Raw genomic sequence first — 22,030 nt, forward strand, 5'->3', positions numbered from 1 at the left:
GATCAGAGCGGGGAGAGGTCCGCGGCCCGCGTGATCCCGCACGCCACGAGCGCCGCGAGCACCAGCCACGGGGACACCCGAAAACCCACCGCACGGTGGTCGGGCCCGGCTGCCCACCGGGTCACGAGCACCACGGCCACCGTGAGCACCGCGGTGCCGAGCAGCACGGCGATGGCGAGGCGGACGTAGCGGGCCTCGAGCGAGACGCCCACGCCGAGCAGTGTGCACAGGGCGGCGACGGCCACCGCGACCGTGATCGACACCCACGTCGGCAGCACGTCGTCGGACCCGGAGCGGTCCGAGCGCGAGCGGTTCCGCCCGAGCAGTCCGGCGAAGGGCGAGCGGATGCGCCCGCGGGCAGCGGCGGCGACGAGCGCGAGGGGCGCGGCGATGAGCAGGAGGAACCCGGCGGCGACGGCCGTGGCGATCAGGACGGTCCGCCACGAGAACGCGGCCTGGATCGTCGGAACGGTGCGGTCGTAGGCGGTCTCGGCGGTCCAGTCGCCCGCGGGGCCCGACCAATCGGTGTGGCCGCCGGAGCCCGCGGCCCCGGGGATGCTCGTGCTGGTCGGGTCGGTGCCGTCACCGGGCGCTGCCGCCGATCCGGGGCCGTCGTCGCCGGTGTTCCCGGTTCCGGTGCCGGCCGGGGCCCCCGTGTCGCCGGGGCTCTGGCCGTCACCCGGTGCGGTCGTGCTGCCGGTACCGGTACCGGTGCCGTTGGTGCCGGTGCCGTTGGTCGGTGCGTCCCCGCCGGTGCCGGAGGTGCCGGAGGTGCCGGAGGTGCCGGGGGTGCCGTTCGGGGTGCCCGAGGTCGACCACACCGTGACCTGCACGGCAGCGGACGACCGCGAGTAGTTGCCGGCTGCGTCGTGCTGCGTCGCGGTGAGGTCGTGTCCGCCGGCCCGCAGCTGCGACCCCGCGGTGGAGCAGGACCAGGAACCGTTCGCAGCGACCTCGGCGCGGCAGACGGGTGCGCGGTCGACGTAGACGGTCACGTCGGCACCGGGTTCGCCGGTGCCACGGACGACCGTGGCGCGCGGACCGACGCGGTCGCCGTCGTCGGGTGCGGTGATCCGCGGGGCCGCCGGCGCGGTGCGGTCGACCGTGATCCGGACGGGGGCCGAGGACGCGCTGCGCAGGTCGGAGCGGTAGCCGCGCGCGGTGCTCGCGGTCTGCGACGCGGTCACCGTGACGGTCGTGTCGGATCGCAGCACGAGCGAGGTCGTCCACCGCCCGTCCGGACCGACCGGCGCCGACTGCTGCGTCGACGACCCGGAGACCGACAGCACCACCGTGGAACCGGGGAAGCCCGTGCCGGAGAGCGCGCCGCTGGTCGGGTGGTCGGACGCGATGGTCGGCGGCACGATGACGTCGGAGGCCGGGGCGCTCGCGGGCGGCTGGCTCGGTGCGGTGACGTCCCGCACCGTGAAGACCTGCTGCGGACCCGACCGCACCGTACCGAGGCACGACCACGAACCGTTCGCCTGCACCTGGGCCGAGCACCCGGCCGAACCGGTCGATGCGGGGCCCGCGACGCGGACGACGTGCGCCGGGGTCCCGGTGCCGTGGAACCGGGCGGTGCTGCTCGTCACGTCCCCCGGGTCGGCGATGGTCGGTGCGACGGGAGGTCGCCCGGTGGACGCGGGCGGGGGCGTGGGGGTGCCGGGGCGCCCGCTGCTCGGCGGGCCCACGAGTTCGCTCGGTGCGGGGGTCGCGGTGGCCGCTTGTCCGTGGGTCGCTGCGCCGGCGAACGCGGGGTGGCTGCCGCCGCCAGCAGCGCCGCGGCGAGGACCGCCGTGGCCGAGGCGAGCGCGACGAACCGGGCACGACGACGAGGGCCGTCGCCCCCGACGGCCCGGTCGTCCACGTTGTCCCCTCGCGTGCTCACCGGCTCCATCCCACGTGATGTGCGCCGCTGGGTCAATACACCTCGCGGATGATGTCCCGCATCCGGTCGTGTTCACCCCGCAGCCCGAACGCCCGGTGTGCGTGACTCGGGAATCGCCCGTGAACCCTGGCGGTCGACGCGAGCACTGCGGACGCGTCGGTAGACTTCACGACGGCCGTTCAGGCCACGCAGCACCGCGGATCCGAACGCGAGAAGGAGCACCCACGCATGGACACCGGACTCGTCACGACGCTGATCGTCGTCGGAGTGGTGGTGGTGATCCTGGTCATCATCGGGATCTACCTCTGGGTGACGTACAACTCGCTCGTCACGCTCAAGGTCCGCGTGGACGAGGCCTGGAGCGACATCTCGGTGCAGCTGAAGCGGCGCGCCGACCTCATCCCGACCATCGTCGACACGGTCAAGGGGTACGCCACCCACGAGAAGGCCGTCTTCGACGACGTCACCAAGGCGCGCTCCGAGACGCTGACGGCCGGCGACGCCGGCACGGCCTCCGCGGCCGAGGGACACATGCAGAAGGCGCTGAAGAGCGTGTTCGCGGTCGCCGAGGGTACCCGCAGCTGCAGTCGAGCCAGAACTTCCTGCAGCTGCAGACCGAACTCGTCGACACCGAGGACAAGATCCAGTCCGCCCGGCGCTTCTACAACGGTGGCGTGCGCGAACTGAACACGAAGATCCGGGTCTTCCCGAACTCCACCTTCGCCAAGCGACGGGGCTTCGCCGAGGCGACCTTCTTCGAGACCGCCGAGCCGGCGGCCATCGCCGAGCCGCCGCGCGTCCAGTTCTGACCCCAGCCTCGCAGCTGCCGTGTACAGCGCCATCGCGCGGAACAAGCGCAACACCGTCGTCATCGTCCTGGTCTTCCTGCTGATCATCGGCGCGCTCGGGTTCCTGGGCGGCTACCTGGCGGGGAACGTCTCGATCGGCGTCATCGTGCTCGCCGTCGCCCTGGGCTACGCGGTGCTGCAGTACTTCTTCGCCGCTCGGCAGGCGACCGCCATCGCCGGTGGCATCGAGATCGACCGCACCTCCGAACCGCGGCTCTGGCGGACGGTCGAGAACCTGGCGATCTCGACGGGCATGCCGATGCCCCGGGTCTACGTGATCCAGGACCCGTCGCCGAACGCCTTCGCCACCGGGCGCGACCCGGAGCACGCCGTGGTGGCGGCGACGACCGGGCTGCTGCAGATCATGGACGACCAGGAGCTCCAGGGCGTGATGGCCCACGAACTCGGGCACGTCCGCAACTACGACATCCGGGTGTCGACGATGGTGTTCGGGCTGGTGGTCGCCGTCGGCCTGATCGCCGACGTGCTCCTGCGCATCTCGATCTTCAGCGGCCTGTCCGGCGGTCGGAACCGCAACTCGGACAACGGCGGCGGCGCGAACCCGGTGCTGCTCATCGCCGGCATCGTGGCCGTCGTCGTGGCGCCGATCGCCGCGGCGGGCGTGCAGGCTGCGGTGTCCCGGCAGCGCGAGTACCTCGCCGACGCCACCGGTGCGATGACGACCCGTCACCCCGAGGGCCTCGCCCGGGCGCTCGAGAAGCTCGGCGCGTACGGCCGTCCGATGCAGACGCAGAACTCGTCGATGGCCCACCTGTGGATCGCCGACCCGATGCGCCCCGGTGTGATGGACCGGCTGTTCTCGACGCACCCGCCGCTGCCGGACCGCATCGCACGGTTGCGGGCGAACGCCGACCGCTTCTGAGCCCGGTCAGGCCTCGACGGCGTCGAGCAGCGCCGTGGGTTCCGGGGCATCGGCGTCGTCGACGGCTTCGTGCGGGACCAGCGGAAGGCCGAGCGCCCCGGCGACCGCGGCTGCAGCCGTGCCCCGATCGGTGACCTCGACCGCGTCGAGTCCCTGCCAGGCAGCGGTGCGTCGGAGGGTCTCGGCCAGCCGCTCGGCATCGAGGTGCTCGCCGGGTTCCTGCCACGCGGTCCGGACCCGCAGCACGCCGCGCTGCCGGTCGCTCTTCAGGTCGACCCGGCCGACGAGGCGGTCGTCCTGCAGCGCGGGCAGCACGTAGTACCCGAACACCCGCTTCGGCGCCGGTGTGTAGATCTCGATCCGGTAGTGGAACCCGTACATCCGCTCCGCCCGCCGGCGGAACCGCACGACCGGGTCGAACGGGCTGAGCACCGCGTCGGCGGTGAGCTGCCGGGGCACTCGGGCATCGGGGTGGAGCCAGGCCCGCTCACCCCAGCCCTCGACCCGCACGGGCAGGAGCTCGCCGGCAGCGGTGAGCTCCGCGATGGCGCTGGCGGTGTCGTCCGACCGCAGCCGGTAGTAGTCGGCGATGTCCGCTCGGGTGCCGACGCCGAGGGCGCGGGTGGCGTGCCGGACGAGTTCGAGCACAGCGGCAGCGCGCGGTGGTGCCGTCTCGAGGAACCCGGCCGGCAGGACCTGCTCGGGCAGGGCGTACACGCGCTCGAAGCCCGACCGTCCGGCGCTCACGGCCTCGCCCCAGCGGAACATCTGCTCGAGCCCGGTCTTCACGTCGCTCCAGCCCCACCACGGCCCACGGCGCACGTTCGACTCGTGCTCGACCGCGCTGGCCCGCATCGGCCCCTCGGCACGCAGGAGCGCGTGCAGCTCGCGTCGGACCCCGGCGGTGCGGGTGACGCCGTCGATCCTGGTCGGGCCGGCGTCGCGCTCCCGCAGGGCGTCCATCCGCCAGCGGAACAGCCGCAGGTCGTCGCGCGGGATGAGGGCGGCCTCGTGCGCCCAGTACTCGGTGTAGGGCCCGGACCGGCCGAGGGTCAGCCGGTCGAGCGTGGACCGGTCGTACGCCCCCAGCCGTGCGAAGAGCGGCAGGTAGTGGCTGCGCTCGAACACGTTCACCGAGTCGATCTGCAGCAGCCCGAGTCGGGCGAACGCTGCGTTCACCGCACGCGTCGAGACCTCGGTCGCCGGTGGCCGACCGAACCCCTGCGCGGCGAGGGCGACGCGGCGGGCTTCTGCGGCGGAGAGCGAGGACCTGACCATGCGCCGACGCTACCGAACCCCGCCGACAGCGCGGGGTTGGAACGTATGCCGTATCTGGAACGCGAGGACGTGCGGATCGCTAGGATCGGCCCATGGCCTGGGGAAAGAAGACACCGCACACGGATCCCGTCGTCGTCGATGACGCGGTGCCGCCCGGCATGCGGATCGCCGGTGCGTGGTCGTGGCGCATCCTCGTGGTGGTCGGCGTCGTCGCGGTGGTCATCTACCTCGTCACGCTGTTCAGCGAGATCCTCATCCCGTTCCTCATCGGCATCGTCGTCGCCGCGCTCCTGGTGCCGCTGTCGAACTGGATGCAGCGCCACCACGTGCCGAAGTGGCTCGCCGTGATCGTCAGCCTGGTCGGTGGGCTCGCCGCCGTCGGGGCGCTCATCTGGCTCGTCGTCGACCAGATCGCCGCCGCGTACCCATCGCTCCGCGACCGCACCCTGTCGCAGTACGACAACATCCGCGACTTCGTGCTCAGCTCCGGGCTCGGGATCAGCCAGAAGGACCTGAACTCCTACCTCAACCAGGCGACCGACTGGCTGCAGAGCAACTCCGGCTCGATCCTGTCCGGTGTGGCCAGCGCGGGGTCGTCGCTGACGCACATCCTCACCGGCCTGTTCATCGTCATCTTCACGGTGATCTTCCTGCTCATCGACGGCAAGAACGTCTGGCGCTGGACGGTCCGGCTCTTCCCGAAGAACGCCCGCAGCGCGATCGACGGCGCCGGGGTCGCCGGCTGGACGACGTTGACGAGCTTCATCCGGGTGCAGATCTTCGTCGCGTTCGTCGACGCCGTCGGCATCGGCCTCGGTGCGTTCTTCCTGCAGCTGCCGCTCGTCGTGCCGATCGCGGTCTTCGTGTTCCTCGGGTCGTTCATCCCGGTCGTCGGTGCGATCGTCACCGGGTTCCTGGCGGTGTTCGTCGCCCTGGTCTTCAACGGCCCGGTGGCGGCGGTCATCATGCTCGGCGTGATCCTGGTCGTGCAGCAGGTCGAGGGACACATCCTGCAGCCGCTCGTCATGGGTAGCGCCGTCAAGGTGCACCCGCTCGCCGTCGTCCTCGGGGTCACCGCGGCGTCGGGTCTCGCCGGCATCGCGGGCGCGTTCTTCGCCGTCCCGCTCATCGCCACCGTCAACTCCATGGTCACGACCATCTCGAGCGGCCGGTGGAAGACGATGGACTCCGACCACGTGCGCGAGGCCAAGCAGGACGCGCACGACGAGAACGTCCGGACCAAGCGCCGGCGCAAGATCCTCAAGCTGCGCAAGCGGCGTGGCGACGTCCCGAAGCCGGGCACCGACGAGCAGCCGACCGCGGTCAAGGGGACGGCAGGCTGACACTGAACGATCCCTCGTGTCACGGGTTCGCCGCGGACGCCCGGAACGACGATGATGGGGGAGTGACCGACACCAGCGCCTCCCAGCACACGCTCGCCGCGATCCCCACCCTCGCGGACATCGAGACGGCGCGGGAGACCATCTCGGGCGTCGCGCGCGTCACCCCGATGGAGACCTCGCAGTTCCTGGCCGAGGTGCTCGGTTCACCGGTGCACCTGAAGTGCGAGAACCTGCAGCGCACCGGCGCGTACAAGGTCCGCGGCGCCTACAACCGCCTGTCGACCCTGTCCGAGGAACAGCGCGCCAAGGGCGTCGTCGCGGCCAGTGCCGGCAACCACGCCCAGGGCGTCGCCCTCGCCGCCCGCGAGCTCGGCATCCCGGCGACAATCTTCACCCCGGTCGGCGTCGCGCTGCCGAAGCTGCAGGCCACCCGCCACTACGGCGCCGAGGTCGTCCTGCGCGGCCACTCGGTGGAGGAAGCCCTGAGCGCCGCCAAGGACTTCGCCGCACACACCGGCGCGGTCTTCATCCCGCCGTTCGACCACCCCGCCGTCATCGCCGGCCAGGGAACCCTCGGCCTCGAGATCATCGACCAGGTGCCCGACGTCGACACCGTCGTCGTGCCGATCGGCGGCGGCGGGGTCATCTCCGGCATCGCCCTCGCCGTCAAGGGCATGGCCGAGCGGCTCGGACGACCGATCAAGGTCATCGGGGTGCAGGCCGAGAACGCCGCTGCCTACCCGTCGTCGATCCGCGCCGGCGAGCCCGTCACCATCACGACGACACCGACGATCGCCGACGGCATCGCGGTCGCCCGCCCCGGCGACCTGAACTTCCCGATCATCCGCGACCTGGTCGACGACATCGTCACGGTCTCCGACGACGACACCGCCCGCGCCCTGCTCGTGCTGCTCGAGCGTGCGAAGCTCGTGGTCGAGGCCGCCGGAGCCGTCGGTGTCGCCGCGATCATGTCCGGCGCCGTCCGCGACACCGGGCGCACCGTCGTGCTGCTGAGCGGCGGCAACATCGACCCGCTCATGATGGAGCGTGTGATCACCCGCGGTCTGGTCGCCGCGTCGCGCTACATCGGCATCCGCATCATGTTGCCGGACCGTCCTGGCCAGCTCGCCCGGGTCGCCCAGGTGATCTCGGACGCCGGCGCGAACGTGGTCGAGGTCCTGCACACCCGCCACGGACAGGGCCTGGTCATCAACGAGGTGGCCCTCGACCTGTCGATCGAGGCGCGCGGCCCCGAGCACGCACAAGAGGTCATCCAGCGCCTGCACGAGGTCGGCTTCCGCCCGGAGCTCCTCGAGCACTAGCCCTGTGACGATCCACGAGTCGTTCGACGCGTGTCCCGTCGCATCTGTGGTGCGCCCCGGCGAGCGGGGCCGTGGACGCGACCCACAGACGGACAAGAGGCCCGTGGCGGTGTCGCCCCGGGCCTCCTGTCCGTCTGTGGTGCTGCCTACGGCTCGTAGCGCTCGATCTTGACGACCTCGACCGCGATCTCCTTGCCGTTCGGAGCCGTGTAGGTGGCCTTGTCGCCGGCCTTGAGGCCGACGATCGCCGCGCCGACGGGGCTGACCGGGCTGTAGACCGTCAGGTCGGAGCCTTCGGCGACGATCTCGCGGCTGCCGACCAGGAACGTCGACTCGTCGCCCGCGATGACCGCGGTGACGACGGTGCCGGGCTCGACCGTGCCGTCGAAGACGGCTTCGCTGACGGTCGCGTGCTTGAGGAGGTTCGTGAGGACGCGGATGCGCGCCTCGATCTTGCCCTGCTCGTCCTTGGCGGCGTGGTAGCCGCCGTTCTCCTTGAGGTCGCCCTCTTCGCGAGCGGCCTCGATGCGGCGCGCGATCTCGGCACGGCCCTCGCCGCTCAGCTCATCGAGCTCCGCCTGGAGACGGTCGTGCGCCTCCTGGGTCAGCCAGGTGACCTGCGTGTCGTTGCTCATCTTCTGTCCCTTCGACCATGAAAAACGAGACCGGCCGAGTGGTCGGTCTCGAGAGGCGAATCAGGACAGTCTAGGGAATCCAGCAGTCGTGGATCAAGCCGGTGACGCCTCGGGTCGTGGTCGTCACCTCGGTGCTGACACTGCGGGTGCGCTGCTCGGACGGGGCGAGGGTGATCTCCTTCCAGCCCACGATCGAGTAGCTCTTGTCGAGGACCTGGACGGCGCACTTCGCCCGGACGCCCGGATCGACGGAGACCTGCGAGTGCACGACCGTGCTGTGCTGGGAGAGGACCTCGTACCCCACGACGTCGTCGGTGAGGCCGCGGTCGGACTGGTCGAGACCCGCCCAGATCACCCAGGCGGCGAACACCACGACCACGGCGATGGCGGCGGTGATCGCGACGGCCTTGCTGCGGCGCGCGCGGGCCGGGGTGCGGCCGTAGCGGTCGTCGAGGGTGGCGGTGTGGTGCTGTTCGGACAGTTCGGGGCTCCCGGGGTGATTATCCTGATCCCAGGGTAGTTCACGTGTCGCTGTGCACTTCCCGTCCCCGCTCGTCCTCCGCTCGCCCACGCTCACCCACGTGAGGAAGTCCCGTGCCGTACCGCTTGCTGGCCGTCCACGCCCACCCCGACGACGAGTCGAGCAAGGGGCGGCGACCGCGGCGAAGTACGTGGCCGAGGGGCACGAGGTACTGGTCGTGTCCTGCACCGGGGGCGAGGCCGGCGACATCCTCAACGACCAGCTCGGCGAGCCCGCGACGAGCCGTGCGCACCGCGACATGGCCGGGTACCGCCGCGGTGAGATGGCCGCCGCGCAGGCAGCCCTCGGCATCGACCACCTGTGGCTCGGCTACCACGACTCCGGGCTGCCCGACGCCGAGAAGGGCGAGACCGTCCGACCCGGCACGTTCTCGACCGTGCCGCTCGAGTACAGCACCGAGGCGCTCGTCCGGGTCATCCGCCGGTTCCGTCCGCACGTGCTCGTCACCTACGACGAGAACGGCGGCTACCCGCACCCCGACCACATCCGCACGCACGAGGTGTCCGTCGCCGCGTGGAGCGCCGCGGCCGACCCCACTGCGTACCCCGCGGCCGGCGAACCGTGGTCGATCGCGAAGCTCTACTACGAGCGCACGATGAACCCGCGCCGCTTCCGCACGATCTTCGAGGCGCTGCAGGACCGCGACCCGGACAGCCCCGCGATCGAGCAGCTGCGCGAGTGGGTCGAGCGGTTCGCCGACCGGCCCGACCTCGCGACCACGCACGTCGACGTGCACGAGTACTTCGACCAGCGCGACGCCGCGCTCCGTGCCCACGCCAGCCAGGTGGCACCGGACAGTGCGTTCTTCTACTGGCCGAACGACCTCCTCGCCACGGTGTGGCCGACCGAGGACTACCAGCTCGTGGAGGCCCGCGTGCCGACCGAGCTCCCGGAGACCGATCTGTTCGCCGGGATCCCTGCCGACAAGGAACCGACCCCGTGAGCTCCATCGCGGCGGCACTCGCCGCCACCCCCAGTCCCAGCCCCAGCATCGTGCCGGACGTGAACGTCACCCCCGGTGTCGTCGGGTTCATCGCCATCGCACTCGTGGCGATCGCGACGATCGTCCTGGTCGTGGACATGACCCGGCGCATCCGCCGGACGCGCTACCGGTCGGAGATCCGCGAGCGCCTCGAGGCGGAAGCGAACGGCACCGCGGTCGACGGTCCGGCGACGGACGAGTCGGAGCGGCGTGCGGCCGAGGACGGCCGAGCCGACGTCGGGGACGACACCGAACGCGGTTGACCCGCTAGCGCCTGACGGAACCGGGCGTACCCGGACCGAACGGGCGTACCTGGTCGAGAGTTCCGGGTGAGTACGCCCGGAACGACCAGGCATCGCGCGCGTCCTGGGAAGGAACGTGCGACCGTCAGCGCACCGGGTCCAGGGCGACGATGAGCACGCCGACCCACTGCGCGCCGAAGGCCACGACCGTCAGGGCGTGGAACACCTCGTGGAAGCCGAACTGGGTCGGCACCGGGTTCGGCCGCTTGAAGCCGTAGACCAGCGCGCCGACGATGTAGGCGACGCCGCCGGACAGGATGAGCACGGTCATCGGGACGCTCGCCGCGAAGAACTGCGGCAGCAGCCCGAGCGCCGCGCACCCGAGCACCAGGTAGATCGGCACGTACAGCCACCGGGGTGCGTTGATCCACAGCACCCGGAACGCGATGCCGAGGGCGGCGCCGGACCACATCACCCAGAGCACGACCACCATCAGGGTGTGCGGCAGGGCGCAGATCGCGATCGGCGTGTAGGTGCCGGCGATGAGCAGCAGGATGTTCGTGTGGTCGATGCGCTTGAGCACCGCCTTGACGGTCGGCCCCCACGGGAACCGGTGGTACGTCGCGGAGACCCCGAACATGGCCAGCGACGTGGCCATGAACACCGCGCTTCCGACCTTCGCCGCGGTGCTGTCGGCCAGGGCGATGAGGACGATGCCCATCGCGATGGCGAACGGGAACGCACCGAGGTGGATCCACCCGCGCCAGGCGGGGCGGGTGTCCTCCGTGGTCGTCGCGGCCTCTTCGGTGAACGGGACGTGGGGGAGGGTGGCGGTCTCGTGCTCGTCCTGCATGTGCCGACTGTAAGCCCCGCGCCCGAACGGATGCCACGAGTTCTGGGGGAGCCGCACTCGGGACGCTCCGACCGACGGTGCACTACGCTCGGTGCGTGACCGGCAGGGTGGGATGGGCAGGACGAGGGATCCTCTACCGCGCCTACCAGAGCCGCATCCGCCGCCAGATCGAGGGCAGCGCGAAGCCGAAGCACGTCGCCATGATCGTCGACGGCAACCGTCGGTGGGCGAAGCAGCTCGGGCTCGAGTCCGCCGCGCACGGCCACCGCGCCGGCGCCGCGAAGATCCCGGAGTTCCTGACCTGGTGCGACGAGCTCGGCATCGAGGTCGTGACGCTCTACCTGCTCTCCGCCGACAACCTGACCGGACGTGCCGGAGCGGAACTCAGTGAGCTCGTCGGCATCATCGGCGACCTGGCCGGGGTGCTCGCCGACACCACGGACTGGCGCGTCCAGCACGTCGGGTCGAACGAGGGGCTGCCCGATTCGCTCGTGTCCGCGCTCGCGCAGGCCGAGGAGCGCACCGCCGGCCGGACCGGACTCCACATCAACCTGGCCGTCGGGTACGGCGGACGCCGCGAGATCGCCGACGCCATGCGCAGCATCGTGGAGTCGCACGGCGCGGGTGGCGGCACGATCGACACCCTGGCCGAGGTCCTGACCCCCGAGCTCATCGGCGACCACCTGTACACGCAGGGACAGCCAGACCCCGACCTGGTGATCCGGACCTCGGGCGAGCAGCGGCTGTCCGACTTCATGCTCTGGCAGAGCGCGCACAGCGAGTTCTACTTCGTCGAGGCGCTCTACCCCGACCTGCGCGAGGTCGACTTCCTGCGTGCCGTCCGCGACTTCGGGCTGCGGTCGCGACGCTTCGGCGGCTGAGGCGGCTGAGGCGGCTGAGGCGGCTGACCAGGCTGACCCGGCGGACGCGGCCCACACCGCGCACGGAGTGGCCACGTCCCGCGTCGCGTCGGCCGCGGCAGCCCCGTCCCAGTAGGCTCTCAGGGTTCGACACTGTGAAAGGTGCACCCTGTGAACATCGACGAGTACGCCGCCGGCTTCTCCGAGGACCCCGGCTACCTCGACCACGCTGCGTTCGGCCCCGTGCAGACCGCCGTGCTCGAGGAGCAGCGCGTGCTCGGCACGATCCAGGAGCACATGCGCTTCGGCGCCATGGAGACCCTCGACGAGCAGGACGCCCGCGTCAGAACGGTCGCCGCCCGCTTGGTCGGTCGCCGCGAGGACCAGGTCGTCTCGCAGACCGCGACGACCCCGGTCTGCTGCACACCGCCTTCGGCGTGACCGGCGGCGTGCTGGTGTCGGCCGACGAGTACCCCTCGCTGCCGCTCGCGCTGGCGAGTGCCGCCTCGGCGACCGGCGGCCGCGTCCAGCCCGTCGTCATCGAGTCCGGTGCCGGCTGGATGACCCCCTCGCTCATCCAGGAGCGCCTGACCGACGACGTGACGGCCGTGGCGGTGTCGCTGGTCGACTGGCGCACCGGCTACCTGGCCGACCTCGCCGGCATCCGCGAGGTCATCGGCGACCGCCTGCTGATCCTCGACGCGATCCAGGGCTTCGGGGTCGTCGATGCCCCCTACGAGATCGCGGACGTCGTCGCGACCGGCGGCCAGAAGTGGCTGCACGCCGGCTGGGGCACGGGCTTCACCGCCTTCAGCGACCGTGCCCTGAACCGCCTGCGTCCGGCCCTGTCCGGCCCGCACGGCACCACCGGCTGGCCCGCGGACGTCCCCGCCGTCCGCCCGGGTGCCGCCGGGTACCAGATGACCCGCATCGACCCCATCGCGCAGGCGCGCCTCGCGGTGTCACTGGACCGGCTGACCGCCGTCGGTGTCGCCGCCGTGCAGGAGCGCGTCACCGAGCGCGTCGAGCGCGTGTTCGCGATCGCGGACGAGTTCGGGCTCGAGGTCGAGTCCAGCCGTGACCCGCGCGAGCGCGCCGGCATCGTCGTGCTGCGGCCGGCCGAGGGGCGCCTGACCGCGCTGTCCGCGGCGCTGCACAACCACGGCGTGACGGCGACGACGCGGCTCGGCGTCGCGCGGGTGTCGGTGTTCGCGTCGACCACGGACGAGACGCTGGACATGTTCCGGGACGCCTGCGTCTCGTACGCCACCCTGCAGTAGCGCGCGCCCGCCGCGCCCGCCGCGCCGAGTCTCGGTCTGAGCGACAGTTCTCGCACCGCAGAGCGCGAGAACTGTCGCTCACCGCGAGTCTCGGGTCAGCGTCGCCGAGTCTCGGCTTGCACCATGGCGGACGGGAGGCCCGTGGCGGCGCCGCCACGGGCCTCCCGTCCGGCATCCTGCCGCGTCGACTGCCGGTGTCACGTTGTTCACGTGACCGTAACGCCGGGAACCGCGTGTCGCTGGCGGGGTGTCGGAGGGCGGACGTACGTTGTCCCCATCGGGCACCGCGCCCGATCGAAGCGGCCACAGTCGGTGCTTCGGGACCCGCTCCACGGCCGCGTTCGAGGACATGGACCGGGCTGCTCGCGGCCCGGGGATGGAGTGGTCGTGACCTCTCAGAACGTCTCTCGCGGAACCCAGCACCAGCCCACCGCGGACTCGTCCACGTCGGTCGCCCAGCGCACGTACGTGCTCGACACATCGGTGCTCCTCAGCGATCCGCGGGCGTTGTTCCGCTTCGCCGAGCACGCGGTGGTCCTGCCCGTGGTGGTCGTCAGCGAACTCGAGTCGAAGCGCAACGACCCGGAGATCGGGTACTTCGCACGGCAGGCCCTGCGGCTGCTGGACGAGATGCGCATCGAACACGAACGGCTCGACTTCCCGATCGCGCTCGGTGACGGCGGTTCCTTCCGGGTCGAGCTGAACCACTCCAACCAATCCGTCCTGCCGTCCGGGCTGCAGCTCGGCGACAACGACTCCCGGATCCTCGCCGTCGCCTCGAACCTGCAGAACGACGGGCTCGACGTGGTCGTCGTGTCGAAGGACCTGCCCCTGCGCGTCAAGGCGTCGTCGATCGGGATGGCGGCAGAGGAGTACCGTGCCGAGCTCGCGGTCGACTCCGGCTACACGGGCATCGCCGACCTGCAGGTGTCCGGCGAGCAGATGGCCGACCTGTACGAGAAGGAGGAGATCCGCTCCGTCCAGCTCGACGGCGTGCCGGTCAACACCGGAGTCGTCATCCACTCCGAGCGCGGTTCGGCCCTCGGCCGTGTGCACACCGCCGGTTCCGTCGCCCTGGTCCGTGGCGACCGCGAGGTCTTCGGGCTGCGCGGCCGGTCTGCCGAGCAGCGGCTCGCGATCGACGCCCTGCTCGACTCCGAGATCGGCATCGTCTCCCTGGGCGGCAGCGCCGGCACGGGCAAGTCCGCGTTGGCCCTGTGCGCCGGGCTCGAAGCGGTCCTCGAGCGGCAGCAGCACAAGAAGATCATGGTGTTCCGGCCGCTGTACGCCGTGGGCGGCCAGGACCTCGGGTTCCTGCCCGGTGACGCCGGCGAGAAGATGAACCCGTGGGCGCAGGCGGTCTACGACACCCTCGGGTCGGTGGTGTCCGACAACGTCCTCGACGAGGTCGTCGAACGCGGCTTGATCGAGGTCCTGCCGCTCACGCACATCCGCGGTCGGTCCCTGCACGACGCGTTCGTGATCGTGGACGAGGCCCAGTCACTCGAACGGAACGTGCTGCTCACGATGCTCTCCCGCATCGGGCAGAACTCCCGCGTGGTGCTCACCCACGACGTCGCGCAGCGCGACGACCTGCGGGTCGGACGGCACGACGGCATCGCGAGCGTCATCGAGCGGCTCAAGGGCCACCCGCTGTTCGCCCACGTCACGCTGACGCGGTCGGAGCGCTCCGCGATCGCCGCCCTCGTGACGGACCTGCTGGACTCGCCCGACCTGGTGTAGGTCCCTCGGCCGAGACTCGGCTTGAGCGACAGTTCTCGCGCTCAGCGGCGCGAGAACTGTCGCTCACCGCGAACTTGCCCGCGGCAGCGGCTCAGTTCGGGTGGGTCATGGACAGGACGTCCAGTGCCGCGTCGAGCTGCTCCTCGGTGACCTCGCCACGCTCGACGTGGCCGAGCGCCACGACGGCCTGGCGGACGGTGATCCCCTCGGCGACAGCGTACTTCGCGACCTTCGCCGCGGCCTCGTAGCCGATGACCCGGTTGAGCGGGGTGACGATCGACGGCGACGACTCGGCGAACGCCCGGGCCCGCTCGAGGTTCGCCTGCAGCCCGTCGATGGTCTTGTCGGCCAGCACCCGTGAGCTGTTCGCCAGCAGGCGGATCGACTCGAGCAGCGCCGTCCCCATGACCGGGATCGCGACGTTGAGCTCGAACGCGCCGGACGCACCCGCCCAGGCGATGGTGGCGTCGTTGCCGATGACCCGCGCGCCCACCATCAGGGTGGCCTCGGGGATGACCGGGTTGACCTTGCCGGGCATGATCGACGAGCCCGGCTGCAGGTCGGGGATGTGCAGTTCGCCGAGCCCGGTGTTCGGGCCGGACCCCATCCAGCGCAGGTCGTTGTTGATCTTCGTCAGGCTGACCGCGAGCACCTTGAGCGCCCCGGAGGCCTCGACCAGGGCGTCGCGCGCGCCCTGGGCCTCGAAGTGGTCGACGGCCTCGGTGATCGGCAGGTCGGTGTCGCTCGCGAGCTGGGCGATCACCCGCTGCGGGAAGCCCTTCGGGGTGTTGATGCCGGTGCCGACGGCGGTGCCGCCGAGCAGGACCTCGGCGACGCGGGGAGCGTCGCGGTGACCCGCTCGATGCCCAGGCGGATCTGGCGTGCGTAGCCACCGAACTCCTGGCCGAGGGTGACCGGGGTGGCGTCCATCAGGTGCGTGCGGCCGGACTTCACGGCGTCGGCCCACAACGTGGCCTTGGTCTCGAGCGACTCGGCGAGGTGCTCGAGCGCCGGGACGAGCGAGCGCAGCAGGGCTTCGGTCACGGCGACGTGCACCGAGGTCGGGAACACGTCGTTCGACGACTGCGAGGCGTTGACGTGGTCGTTCGGGTGCACCGCGGTGCCGCCGATGTCCGAGGCCAGCGTGGCCAGGACCTCGTTCATGTTCATGTTCGACGAGGTGCCGCTGCCGGTCTGGTACACGTCGACGGGGAACTGGTCGTGGTGCTGCCCACCGATGATCAGGTCCGCCGCGCCCGCGATGGCGTCGGCGACGGCGGGCTCGACGATGCCGAGCTCGCCGTTCACGATGGCCGCGGCGCGCTTGATGCGGGCGAGCGCCACGATCTGGGCCGACTCGAGCCCGGTGCCCGAGATGGGGAAGTTCTCGACCGCGCGCTGGGTCTGGGCGCGGTACAACGCCGACTTCGGCACCCGCACCTCGCCCATGGTGTCGTGCTCGATGCGGAACTCGGTCTCGGTGGTGTCGGTCACGTCGTCGTGGTCCTTCCTGGGGTGCTCGCCGGACGCGGTCGCGTCGGGGGACTGCGCCGGCGCACGAGGTCTCCGTGGGTCACGGAACCGGCGCCGGGCGTCTCGTTCGACTGTACCGGTGCGACGGATGTGGGACGTGCGGGTGCGACGCCGCGGGGCCGTCAGGCGTTGCCGACGACCGTGTCGATGGTGACCTCGCCCGTGCCGAGGTCGTAGGTCGCGCCGACGACGGCCAGCCGGCCCTCGGCGATCGCGTCGGAGACGGCACCGGAGCGCTCGAGCACCTGACGGAGCGTGGCCTCGAGGTGGGCGGCGCCGATCGCTTCCTGCGGGAGCTCGGCGTCGGTAGCACGGACCTTCTCGACGCTCGGGGCGATGGCGTCGACCAGGGCCTGCAGGTGCGGCGCGGGGACGGGCTCACCCGAGCGGGCGGCGGCGACGGCTCCGCACCGGGTGTGACGCAGGACGACGACGAGCGGGGTGCCGAGTGCGACGACCGCGAACTCGATCGACCCGAGCACGACGTCGTCGACGATCTGCCCGGCGTTGCGGATGGCGAAGAGGTCGCCGATGCCCGCGTCGAACACGTGCTCGAACGGCACGCGCGAGTCGGAGCAGCCGAGGACGGTCGCGAACGGCGCCTGCGACCCCTGGAGCTCGGTGCGGCGGTCGGGGTCCGTGCGGCCCATGCGGCGCTTGTCGGCGGCGAAGCGGGCGTTGCCGTCGACGAGCAGGCGCAGGGCGTCGGACGGGGTGGAGGCGGCGCGGTCGGGCATGGGGCTCCTCGGATCGGGTCGGATCAGGTCGAGTGGTCGGGCTGCGGGGTGTCCGGCAGGATCCGTCCGGCGGTCGCTACTGGGAGAACTGCTTCGTCACGGCCGTGGCCACGGTGCGGTACGACGAGTCGTCGGCGGTGCCGGAGAGCACGATCGTGTTGGTGCCGAACGCCGACACGAGCGAGTACGCGTGGTTGCCAGCGTCGGAGCCCTCGGCCCGTCGGTCGTACACGGTCCACTTCGTGCCGTCGATGACGCGGGTGCCGGTCGACGGTCGCTGGTCGAGCTGGTTCGACACCCACGAGCCGTTCGCGTCCACGCCCTGCTGCAGGCTGAGGTACTGCTTGTCCGGCGTCACGAACCCGACGGTCCAGACGTCGACGTCGTCCGAGGTCTTGTCGGAGAAGTCGGCGCGGTTCGACGTGAAGCCGCTCGGCAGGTCGGGGGCGGCGAGCGTGATGTCGCCGACGTGGGCATCGGCCGCGATCTGCTGGTAGTCGACGGTGCGGTCGACCGTGGTGTTCGGCCGCACGACGACGGCGACGAGGAACAGCACGATGCCCAGCGACGCGATGAGCGCGATCACGAGGTTGAAGGCCGTCTGGTGCTGGCGGCGAGCGGTCCGTGCGGCGTCCTTGCGTGCCCAGGTCTCCTCTGCCGTCTCGGGTCGGCCGAGCTCGGCGACGATCGGGCGACCGTTCGCGTCGGTCATCGGGCGGAGCCGTCCTCGGCGCTGCTGGCCGCGCGGGCCGCGTCGAGCCGGGCCCGGGCACCGACGAGCCACTCTTCGCACCGGGCGGCCAGGGCCTCGCCGCGCTCCCAGAGCGACAGCGAGCGCTCGAGGGTCGCGGAGCCCTGTTCGAGCTCGCTCACGACGCGCACGAGTTCGTCGCGGGCTGCTTCGTAGCTCAGCGACTGGACGTCGGTCTGCTCGGGTTCCTGCTGGGATGGCACGACTCGATCCTACCGAGGGTCCACCGACTGACCGACGTGTCCGCTGCGCCTGGGGAGAACACCGACCGGTAGGGTCGCGCCATGACGGATCTCCCCGAGGGCGTGGACTGGTACCCGGCACCGGACGGACCGAGCGCGGAGCGCGACGGGCTGCCGGGCCGCCGCTCGCTCGCGGTCGTCCTGCCCGGCGGCGGGTACGGCATGCACGCTCCGCACGAGGGTGAGGGGTACGCCCGCTGGCTGAACGGGATCGGCATCGACGCGGTCGTGTTCGCGTACCCGCTCGCCCCGCACCGCCACCCGGACGCCGTGGTGGCGACCCGAGCGCTCGTCCGCGACCTGCGTGCCGGACGCTGGGCGGGCCTCCCGTCCGATCCGCGGATCGTCGTGATCGGTTCGTCGGCAGGCGGGCACCTGGCGGCCCTCGTGTCGAACGCACCGACGCCGGCCGAGCGCGCCGTGTCGGACGTCGACGACCGACCCGACCTGACGGTGCTCTGCTACCCGGTGACGTCGATGACGGACCACCCGCACGTCGGCAGCTCCGACAACCTGCTCGGACCGGGCGCGAGCGTCCGCGAGCGGTCCGCGGTGGACGCGGACCTGCTCGTCGACGACCGGACCCCGCCGACCTTCCTGTGGCACACGGCCGAGGACGAGCACGTGCCGGTGACGCACTCGCTGTCCTACGCACACGCGCTGGCGCGGCACGGGGTGCCGTTCGACCTGCACGTGTTCGAGCGCGGGGTGCACGGCATCGGGCTCGCCGAGGGCCTCGGGCCGGCCGAGGCGTGGAGCACGTTGGCGACGACCTGGCTGCGCGACCGCGGCTGGTGACCAGGCCGTCGGCGAGCCCGACGCGTCAGGCGGCCGAACCCGACCCGGTCGAACCCGACCCGTCGGGACCGGACCCGGTCGAACCCGACCCGTCGGGACCCGGCCCGTCCGGCTCGAGCGTTCCGGTCGCCGTCCCCGCGCCGAGCGTGACGTGCACCGGCGTCCGTCCGGTCAGGTCGTCGGACGACCGCACCACGCCGCCGTCGGCCCGCTGCACGATCGCGTAGCCGCGGCGCAGGGTGTCGCGCGGCGACAGCGCACGGAGCCTGGCGGTCAGGTGCCCGACCTCGGAGTGGCCCCGCTCCAGCCGACGATCGAGCAGCTCCCGCGACCGGGAGAGGTCGCGGGCCACTTCTTCCGCACGGGTGTCGACGAGCCACGCCGTCGACGCGAGCGCCGGGCGTGACCGGAGGGCGGCGATCCGGTCGGCCTCGACCGCGAGCGTCTGCGACAACCGCAGGCCGATGCGGGCGCGGGCCTGCCGGACGTTCGCGAGCTCCTCCGCGACGTCGGGCACGACGCGCTTGGCGGCGTCGGTCGGGGTGGAGGCACGGAGGTCCGCGACCTCGTCGAGGATGGGACGGTCGGCCTCGTGCCCGATGGCCGACACGATCGGTGTGCTCGCCGCTGCTGCTGCGCGGACGAGTCCTTCGTCGCTGAAGCCGAGGAGGTTCTGGAAGTCACCGCCACCACGGGCGATGATGATGACGTCCACCGTCGGGTCGGCGTCGAGTTCGAGGATCGCCGCCGTGACCTCGCCCACGGTGCGCTCGCCCTGCACCGCGGTGTGGACGGTGCGGAACTCGACCTGCGGCCACCGGAGCTGCGCGTTGCGCTTGACGTCCTTCTCGGCGTCGGAGTCCTTGCCGGTGATCAGGCCGATGCGGTGCGGCAGGAACGGCAGACGCTTCTTGCGTGCGGGGTCGAACAGCCCCTCTTCGCCCAGGGTCCGGCGCAGGCGTTCGAGCCGTTCGAGCAGGTCCCCGAGGCCGACGTGCTTCATCTCGACGACCTGCATGGTCAGCGAGCCGCCCTTGACCCAGTAGTTCGGCTTGACGGCCGCGACGACCCGGTCGCCCTGCTTGATGTCCGCCGGTACCCGGGACCGCACGCTCGACCAGATCGAGAACGACACCGTCGCATCGACCTCGACGTCCTTGAGCTTGCCGTACACGTTGCCGCCGGCGACGTTCCACTGCGTGATCTCGCCCTCGATCCACGCGGTGCCGAGCCGGTCGATCCAGTCGCGGAGCTTCGCGCCGAGGAGCGCGACCGGCCACGGGTTGTCGGCCGTCGGCGGGCCTTGTTCGATCGCCATGTCGCTCCTTCTCGTGCGGGACGTCCATCGTGCCCGACACCGGTGACAGCGGGCGAGCGGCGGGTTCTCCACCGACGGCGCCCGCGCCCAGGTCGCGTGCGTCCCGCTCACCTATCATCGGGGACGTGACGATCACCAACGGCCACACGGTCCCGCTCGCCCCACCGCGTGTGCACGCGGCGCGTGGGCGACTGCGTGACGAGCCGGTCGCCGGTCCGAAGAAGGTGCTGCTCGCGGCACCCCGCGGCTACTGCGCCGGGGTGGACCGAGCGGTGGTGGCGGTCGAGAAGGCGCTCGAGCAGTACGGCGAGCCGGTCTACGTCCGCAAGCAGATCGTCCACAACGTCCACGTCGTGTCGACGCTCGAGCAGCGCGGTGCGGTGTTCGTCGACGACGTCGCCGAGGTCCCGCGCGGTTCGCACGTCGTCTTCAGCGCCCACGGCGTCTCGCCGGCCGTCGTCGCCGGTGCTGCCGACCGCGACCTGCACGCCATCGACGCCACCTGCCCCCTGGTCACGAAGGTCCACCGCGAGGCCACCCGGTTCGCCAAGGCCGAGCGGACCATCATCCTGATCGGGCACACCGGCCACGAAGAGGTCGAGGGCACGATGGGACACGCCCCCGACCGCACGATCCTGGTCAACGGACCGGACGACGTCGCCGCGCTCGACGTCCCCGATCCCGACAACCTCGTCTGGTTGTCGCAGACCACGCTGAGCGTCGACGAGACGATGGAGACCGTCCGCCTGCTGCGGGAGAAGTACCCGACCATCCAGGATCCGCCGTCCGACGACATCTGCTACGCCACCCAGAACCGCCAGGTCGCGATCAAGAAGGTCGCCCCGGGCACCGACCTGGTGATCGTCGTCGGCTCCGCGAACTCGTCGAACAGCGTGCGTCTGGTCGAGGTCGCCCTGGAGCACGGGGCGAAGGCCGCGCACCGCGTCGACTACGCGGAGGAGATCCGCCAGGAGTGGCTCGACGGCGTCGCCACCGTCGGCGTCACGAGCGGTGCGTCCGTCCCGGAAGAGCTCGTCGCCGAGGTCCTCGAACAACTCGCCGACGCCGGGTACGGCGCCGTGGAAGAAGTCGTGACCGCACACGAAGACCTGATGTTCTCGCTCCCGAAGGAGCTCCGCACCGACGCGTCGGGCAACCCGACGCGCGCGCTCGGCGGGCGTCGGGCATGAGCGGCGCGGACGGCTGGGGCTCGGTGCCGCAGCGCGAGCCGGGTCACGTCGACGACACGGCGGCAGCCGGCCAGGAGGCCCGGGGCACGGCCCCGACGACGGCCGCCGGTGCCGTCAGCGGCCGGGTCCACGGCCGACCCGCCCCCGCGTACGGCGAGTACGCGCCCGAGGGATGGGTCAACCCGGTCCTGGTCGAACAGGAACGACAGGAGCGCGAGCAGCAGGAGCGCGACCGCCGCCAGCAGGCGGCGAGCCAGGCCGGGCAGGACGGCGCGACCGCGTACCGGTCGGGTGCCGGTGCGCCGACCGACACCGTGCCTCCAGGCCGACCCGGCGCAGCCGGCGACCCCACCACGGGCGGGCCGCAGCGGTCCGCGTCGACGAGCCGGTTCGGCCGCACGCCCGCCGACTTCGTCCTGACGGTGGGGCTGCTCGCCTTCGGACTCATCTCCGTGGTGCAGTCCCTCGCGGTGACGAACGTCGCGTCGACGGTGCGTCGGACCCTCGAGACGCAGTACACGGCGCTGAACGACCCGAGTGCACTGAGTGGTGCCGCGATCATCGGGGCGATCACGAACGTCGTGGTCTTCGCGCTCGTGGCGTGGTGGTCGATCCGCCGGCTCCGGGCACGCAAGCGCACGTTCTGGGTGCCGATCGTCGGTGCGGTCGTGGCCACCTTCGTGAGCACCATCGCGTTCGTCGTCGTGGTGTTCCAGGACCCGCAGTTCGTCGAGTTCATGATGCGCCAGGCCGGCGCCTGACC

At 71.6% G+C, this 22,030-nt stretch carries 21 protein-coding genes and 2 pseudogenes; 13 read left to right on the top strand and 10 right to left on the bottom strand.

Annotated features, from left to right (window positions below):
- Window positions 1–2 precede the first annotated feature (2 nt).
- On the bottom strand, window positions 3–1,592 hold the full coding sequence (locus ACZZ0J_RS17385) for an Ig-like domain-containing protein (RefSeq protein WP_463437850.1): 1,590 nt from the start codon (window positions 1,590–1,592) through the stop codon (window positions 3–5).
- Between the two features lie 524 nt (window positions 1,593–2,116).
- On the opposite strand from ACZZ0J_RS17385, the pseudogene ACZZ0J_RS17390 reads away from it, so the two are divergent.
- Together ACZZ0J_RS17390 and ACZZ0J_RS17395 are read left to right on the top strand one after the other, a co-directional pair.
- Window positions 2,117–2,697 (top strand): annotated as a pseudogene (locus tag ACZZ0J_RS17390) (LemA family protein).
- Window positions 2,698–2,716: 19 nt separating this feature from the next.
- Window positions 2,717–3,619 (top strand): M48 family metalloprotease, encoded by a 903-nt coding sequence (locus ACZZ0J_RS17395; RefSeq protein WP_111084819.1) that lies wholly within the window; start codon window positions 2,717–2,719, stop codon window positions 3,617–3,619.
- 6 nt (window positions 3,620–3,625) lie between these two features.
- Here ACZZ0J_RS17395 and ACZZ0J_RS17400 read toward each other — a convergent pair whose 3' ends face one another.
- A complete protein-coding gene (locus ACZZ0J_RS17400; protein WP_463437851.1) occupies window positions 3,626–4,897 on the bottom strand; it encodes a winged helix-turn-helix domain-containing protein in 1,272 nt (423 codons plus the stop codon).
- Window positions 4,898–4,989: 92 nt separating this feature from the next.
- Here ACZZ0J_RS17400 and ACZZ0J_RS17405 point away from each other — a divergent pair, with 92 nt between their 5' ends.
- Window positions 4,990–6,240 carry an AI-2E family transporter gene (locus tag ACZZ0J_RS17405; RefSeq protein ID WP_463437852.1) on the top strand — a complete coding sequence of 417 codons (1,251 nt, stop codon included), beginning with the start codon at window positions 4,990–4,992 and terminating at the stop codon, window positions 6,238–6,240.
- Between the two features lie 62 nt (window positions 6,241–6,302).
- Entirely contained in the window at window positions 6,303–7,562 is a 1,260-nt protein-coding gene (gene ilvA, locus ACZZ0J_RS17410; protein ID WP_123340649.1) for a threonine ammonia-lyase, read from the top strand.
- Window positions 7,563–7,708: 146 nt separating this feature from the next.
- On the opposite strand, the gene greA is transcribed toward ilvA, so the two are convergent.
- Both greA and ACZZ0J_RS17420 read right to left on the bottom strand, forming a co-directional pair.
- Window positions 7,709–8,197, bottom strand: coding sequence for a transcription elongation factor GreA (gene greA, locus ACZZ0J_RS17415; RefSeq protein ID WP_111084815.1), 489 nt, complete (start codon window positions 8,195–8,197; stop codon window positions 7,709–7,711).
- Between the two features lie 70 nt (window positions 8,198–8,267).
- Window positions 8,268–8,768, bottom strand: coding sequence for a DUF4307 domain-containing protein (locus tag ACZZ0J_RS17420; protein WP_165918729.1), 501 nt, complete (start codon window positions 8,766–8,768; stop codon window positions 8,268–8,270).
- Window positions 8,769–8,895: 127 nt separating this feature from the next.
- Between ACZZ0J_RS17420 and mca the strand changes: the two genes are divergently transcribed.
- Together mca and ACZZ0J_RS17430 are read left to right on the top strand one after the other, a co-directional pair.
- A complete protein-coding gene (gene mca / locus ACZZ0J_RS17425) occupies window positions 8,896–9,681 on the top strand; it encodes a mycothiol conjugate amidase Mca (protein WP_463437853.1) in 786 nt (261 codons plus the stop codon).
- On the top strand, window positions 9,678–9,983 hold the full coding sequence (locus tag ACZZ0J_RS17430) for a hypothetical protein (protein ID WP_463437854.1): 306 nt from the start codon (window positions 9,678–9,680) through the stop codon (window positions 9,981–9,983). Before mca ends, ACZZ0J_RS17430 begins: the two co-directional genes overlap by 4 nt.
- Window positions 9,984–10,107: 124 nt before the next feature.
- On the opposite strand, the gene trhA is transcribed toward ACZZ0J_RS17430, so the two are convergent.
- Window positions 10,108–10,815 carry a PAQR family membrane homeostasis protein TrhA gene (gene trhA, locus ACZZ0J_RS17435; protein WP_111084811.1) on the bottom strand — a complete coding sequence of 236 codons (708 nt, stop codon included), beginning with the start codon at window positions 10,813–10,815 and terminating at the stop codon, window positions 10,108–10,110.
- 95 nt (window positions 10,816–10,910) lie between these two features.
- On the opposite strand from trhA, the gene ACZZ0J_RS17440 reads away from it, so the two are divergent.
- The 4 genes from ACZZ0J_RS17440 to ACZZ0J_RS17455 all read left to right on the top strand — a co-directional run bounded on the left by ACZZ0J_RS17440 (window position 10,911) and on the right by ACZZ0J_RS17455 (window position 14,698).
- Entirely contained in the window at window positions 10,911–11,696 is a 786-nt protein-coding gene (locus ACZZ0J_RS17440) for an isoprenyl transferase (RefSeq protein ID WP_173170760.1), read from the top strand.
- A gap of 150 nt (window positions 11,697–11,846) precedes the next feature.
- A complete protein-coding gene (locus tag ACZZ0J_RS17445) occupies window positions 11,847–12,116 on the top strand; it encodes a hypothetical protein (protein WP_463437856.1) in 270 nt (89 codons plus the stop codon).
- On the top strand, window positions 12,113–12,955 hold the full coding sequence (locus ACZZ0J_RS17450; RefSeq protein WP_463437857.1) for an aminotransferase class V-fold PLP-dependent enzyme: 843 nt from the start codon (window positions 12,113–12,115) through the stop codon (window positions 12,953–12,955). Before ACZZ0J_RS17445 ends, ACZZ0J_RS17450 begins: the two co-directional genes overlap by 4 nt.
- Window positions 12,956–13,336: 381 nt before the next feature.
- A complete protein-coding gene (locus ACZZ0J_RS17455; RefSeq protein WP_463437858.1) occupies window positions 13,337–14,698 on the top strand; it encodes a PhoH family protein in 1,362 nt (453 codons plus the stop codon).
- A 91-nt stretch (window positions 14,699–14,789) separates the two neighbouring features.
- Here ACZZ0J_RS17455 and ACZZ0J_RS17460 read toward each other — a convergent pair.
- From ACZZ0J_RS17460 to ACZZ0J_RS17475, 4 genes and pseudogenes are all read right to left on the bottom strand, one after another.
- Window positions 14,790–16,147 (bottom strand): annotated as a pseudogene (locus ACZZ0J_RS17460) (class II fumarate hydratase).
- Window positions 16,148–16,353: 206 nt separating this feature from the next.
- The gene (locus ACZZ0J_RS17465; protein WP_111084807.1) at window positions 16,354–16,968 is read right to left on the bottom strand and encodes a carbonic anhydrase; all 615 of its coding nucleotides are present in this window, start codon (window positions 16,966–16,968) and stop codon (window positions 16,354–16,356) included.
- 76 nt (window positions 16,969–17,044) lie between these two features.
- A complete protein-coding gene (locus ACZZ0J_RS17470) occupies window positions 17,045–17,680 on the bottom strand; it encodes a DUF4245 domain-containing protein (protein ID WP_463437859.1) in 636 nt (211 codons plus the stop codon).
- A complete protein-coding gene (locus ACZZ0J_RS17475) occupies window positions 17,677–17,922 on the bottom strand; it encodes an exodeoxyribonuclease VII small subunit (RefSeq protein ID WP_111084805.1) in 246 nt (81 codons plus the stop codon). Before ACZZ0J_RS17475 ends, ACZZ0J_RS17470 begins: the two co-directional genes overlap by 4 nt.
- Before the next feature lie 81 nt (window positions 17,923–18,003).
- On the opposite strand from ACZZ0J_RS17475, the gene ACZZ0J_RS17480 reads away from it, so the two are divergent.
- Entirely contained in the window at window positions 18,004–18,759 is a 756-nt protein-coding gene (locus ACZZ0J_RS17480) for an alpha/beta hydrolase (protein ID WP_463437860.1), read from the top strand.
- A 25-nt stretch (window positions 18,760–18,784) separates the two neighbouring features.
- On the opposite strand, the gene xseA is transcribed toward ACZZ0J_RS17480, so the two are convergent.
- On the bottom strand, window positions 18,785–20,077 hold the full coding sequence (gene xseA / locus ACZZ0J_RS17485; protein WP_463437861.1) for an exodeoxyribonuclease VII large subunit: 1,293 nt from the start codon (window positions 20,075–20,077) through the stop codon (window positions 18,785–18,787).
- A gap of 125 nt (window positions 20,078–20,202) precedes the next feature.
- On the opposite strand from xseA, the gene ACZZ0J_RS17490 reads away from it, so the two are divergent.
- Both ACZZ0J_RS17490 and ACZZ0J_RS17495 read left to right on the top strand, forming a co-directional pair.
- Complete coding sequence (locus ACZZ0J_RS17490; RefSeq protein ID WP_395873674.1) at window positions 20,203–21,267, top strand: 4-hydroxy-3-methylbut-2-enyl diphosphate reductase; 1,065 nt, start codon at window positions 20,203–20,205, stop codon at window positions 21,265–21,267.
- Window positions 21,264–22,028, top strand: a complete 765-nt coding sequence (locus ACZZ0J_RS17495) for a DUF6264 family protein (protein ID WP_463437862.1) — start codon at window positions 21,264–21,266, stop codon at window positions 22,026–22,028. Before ACZZ0J_RS17490 ends, ACZZ0J_RS17495 begins: the two co-directional genes overlap by 4 nt.
- Window positions 22,029–22,030 lie beyond the last annotated feature (2 nt).

It is taken from the genome of Curtobacterium sp. AC272 (assembly GCF_979258155.1).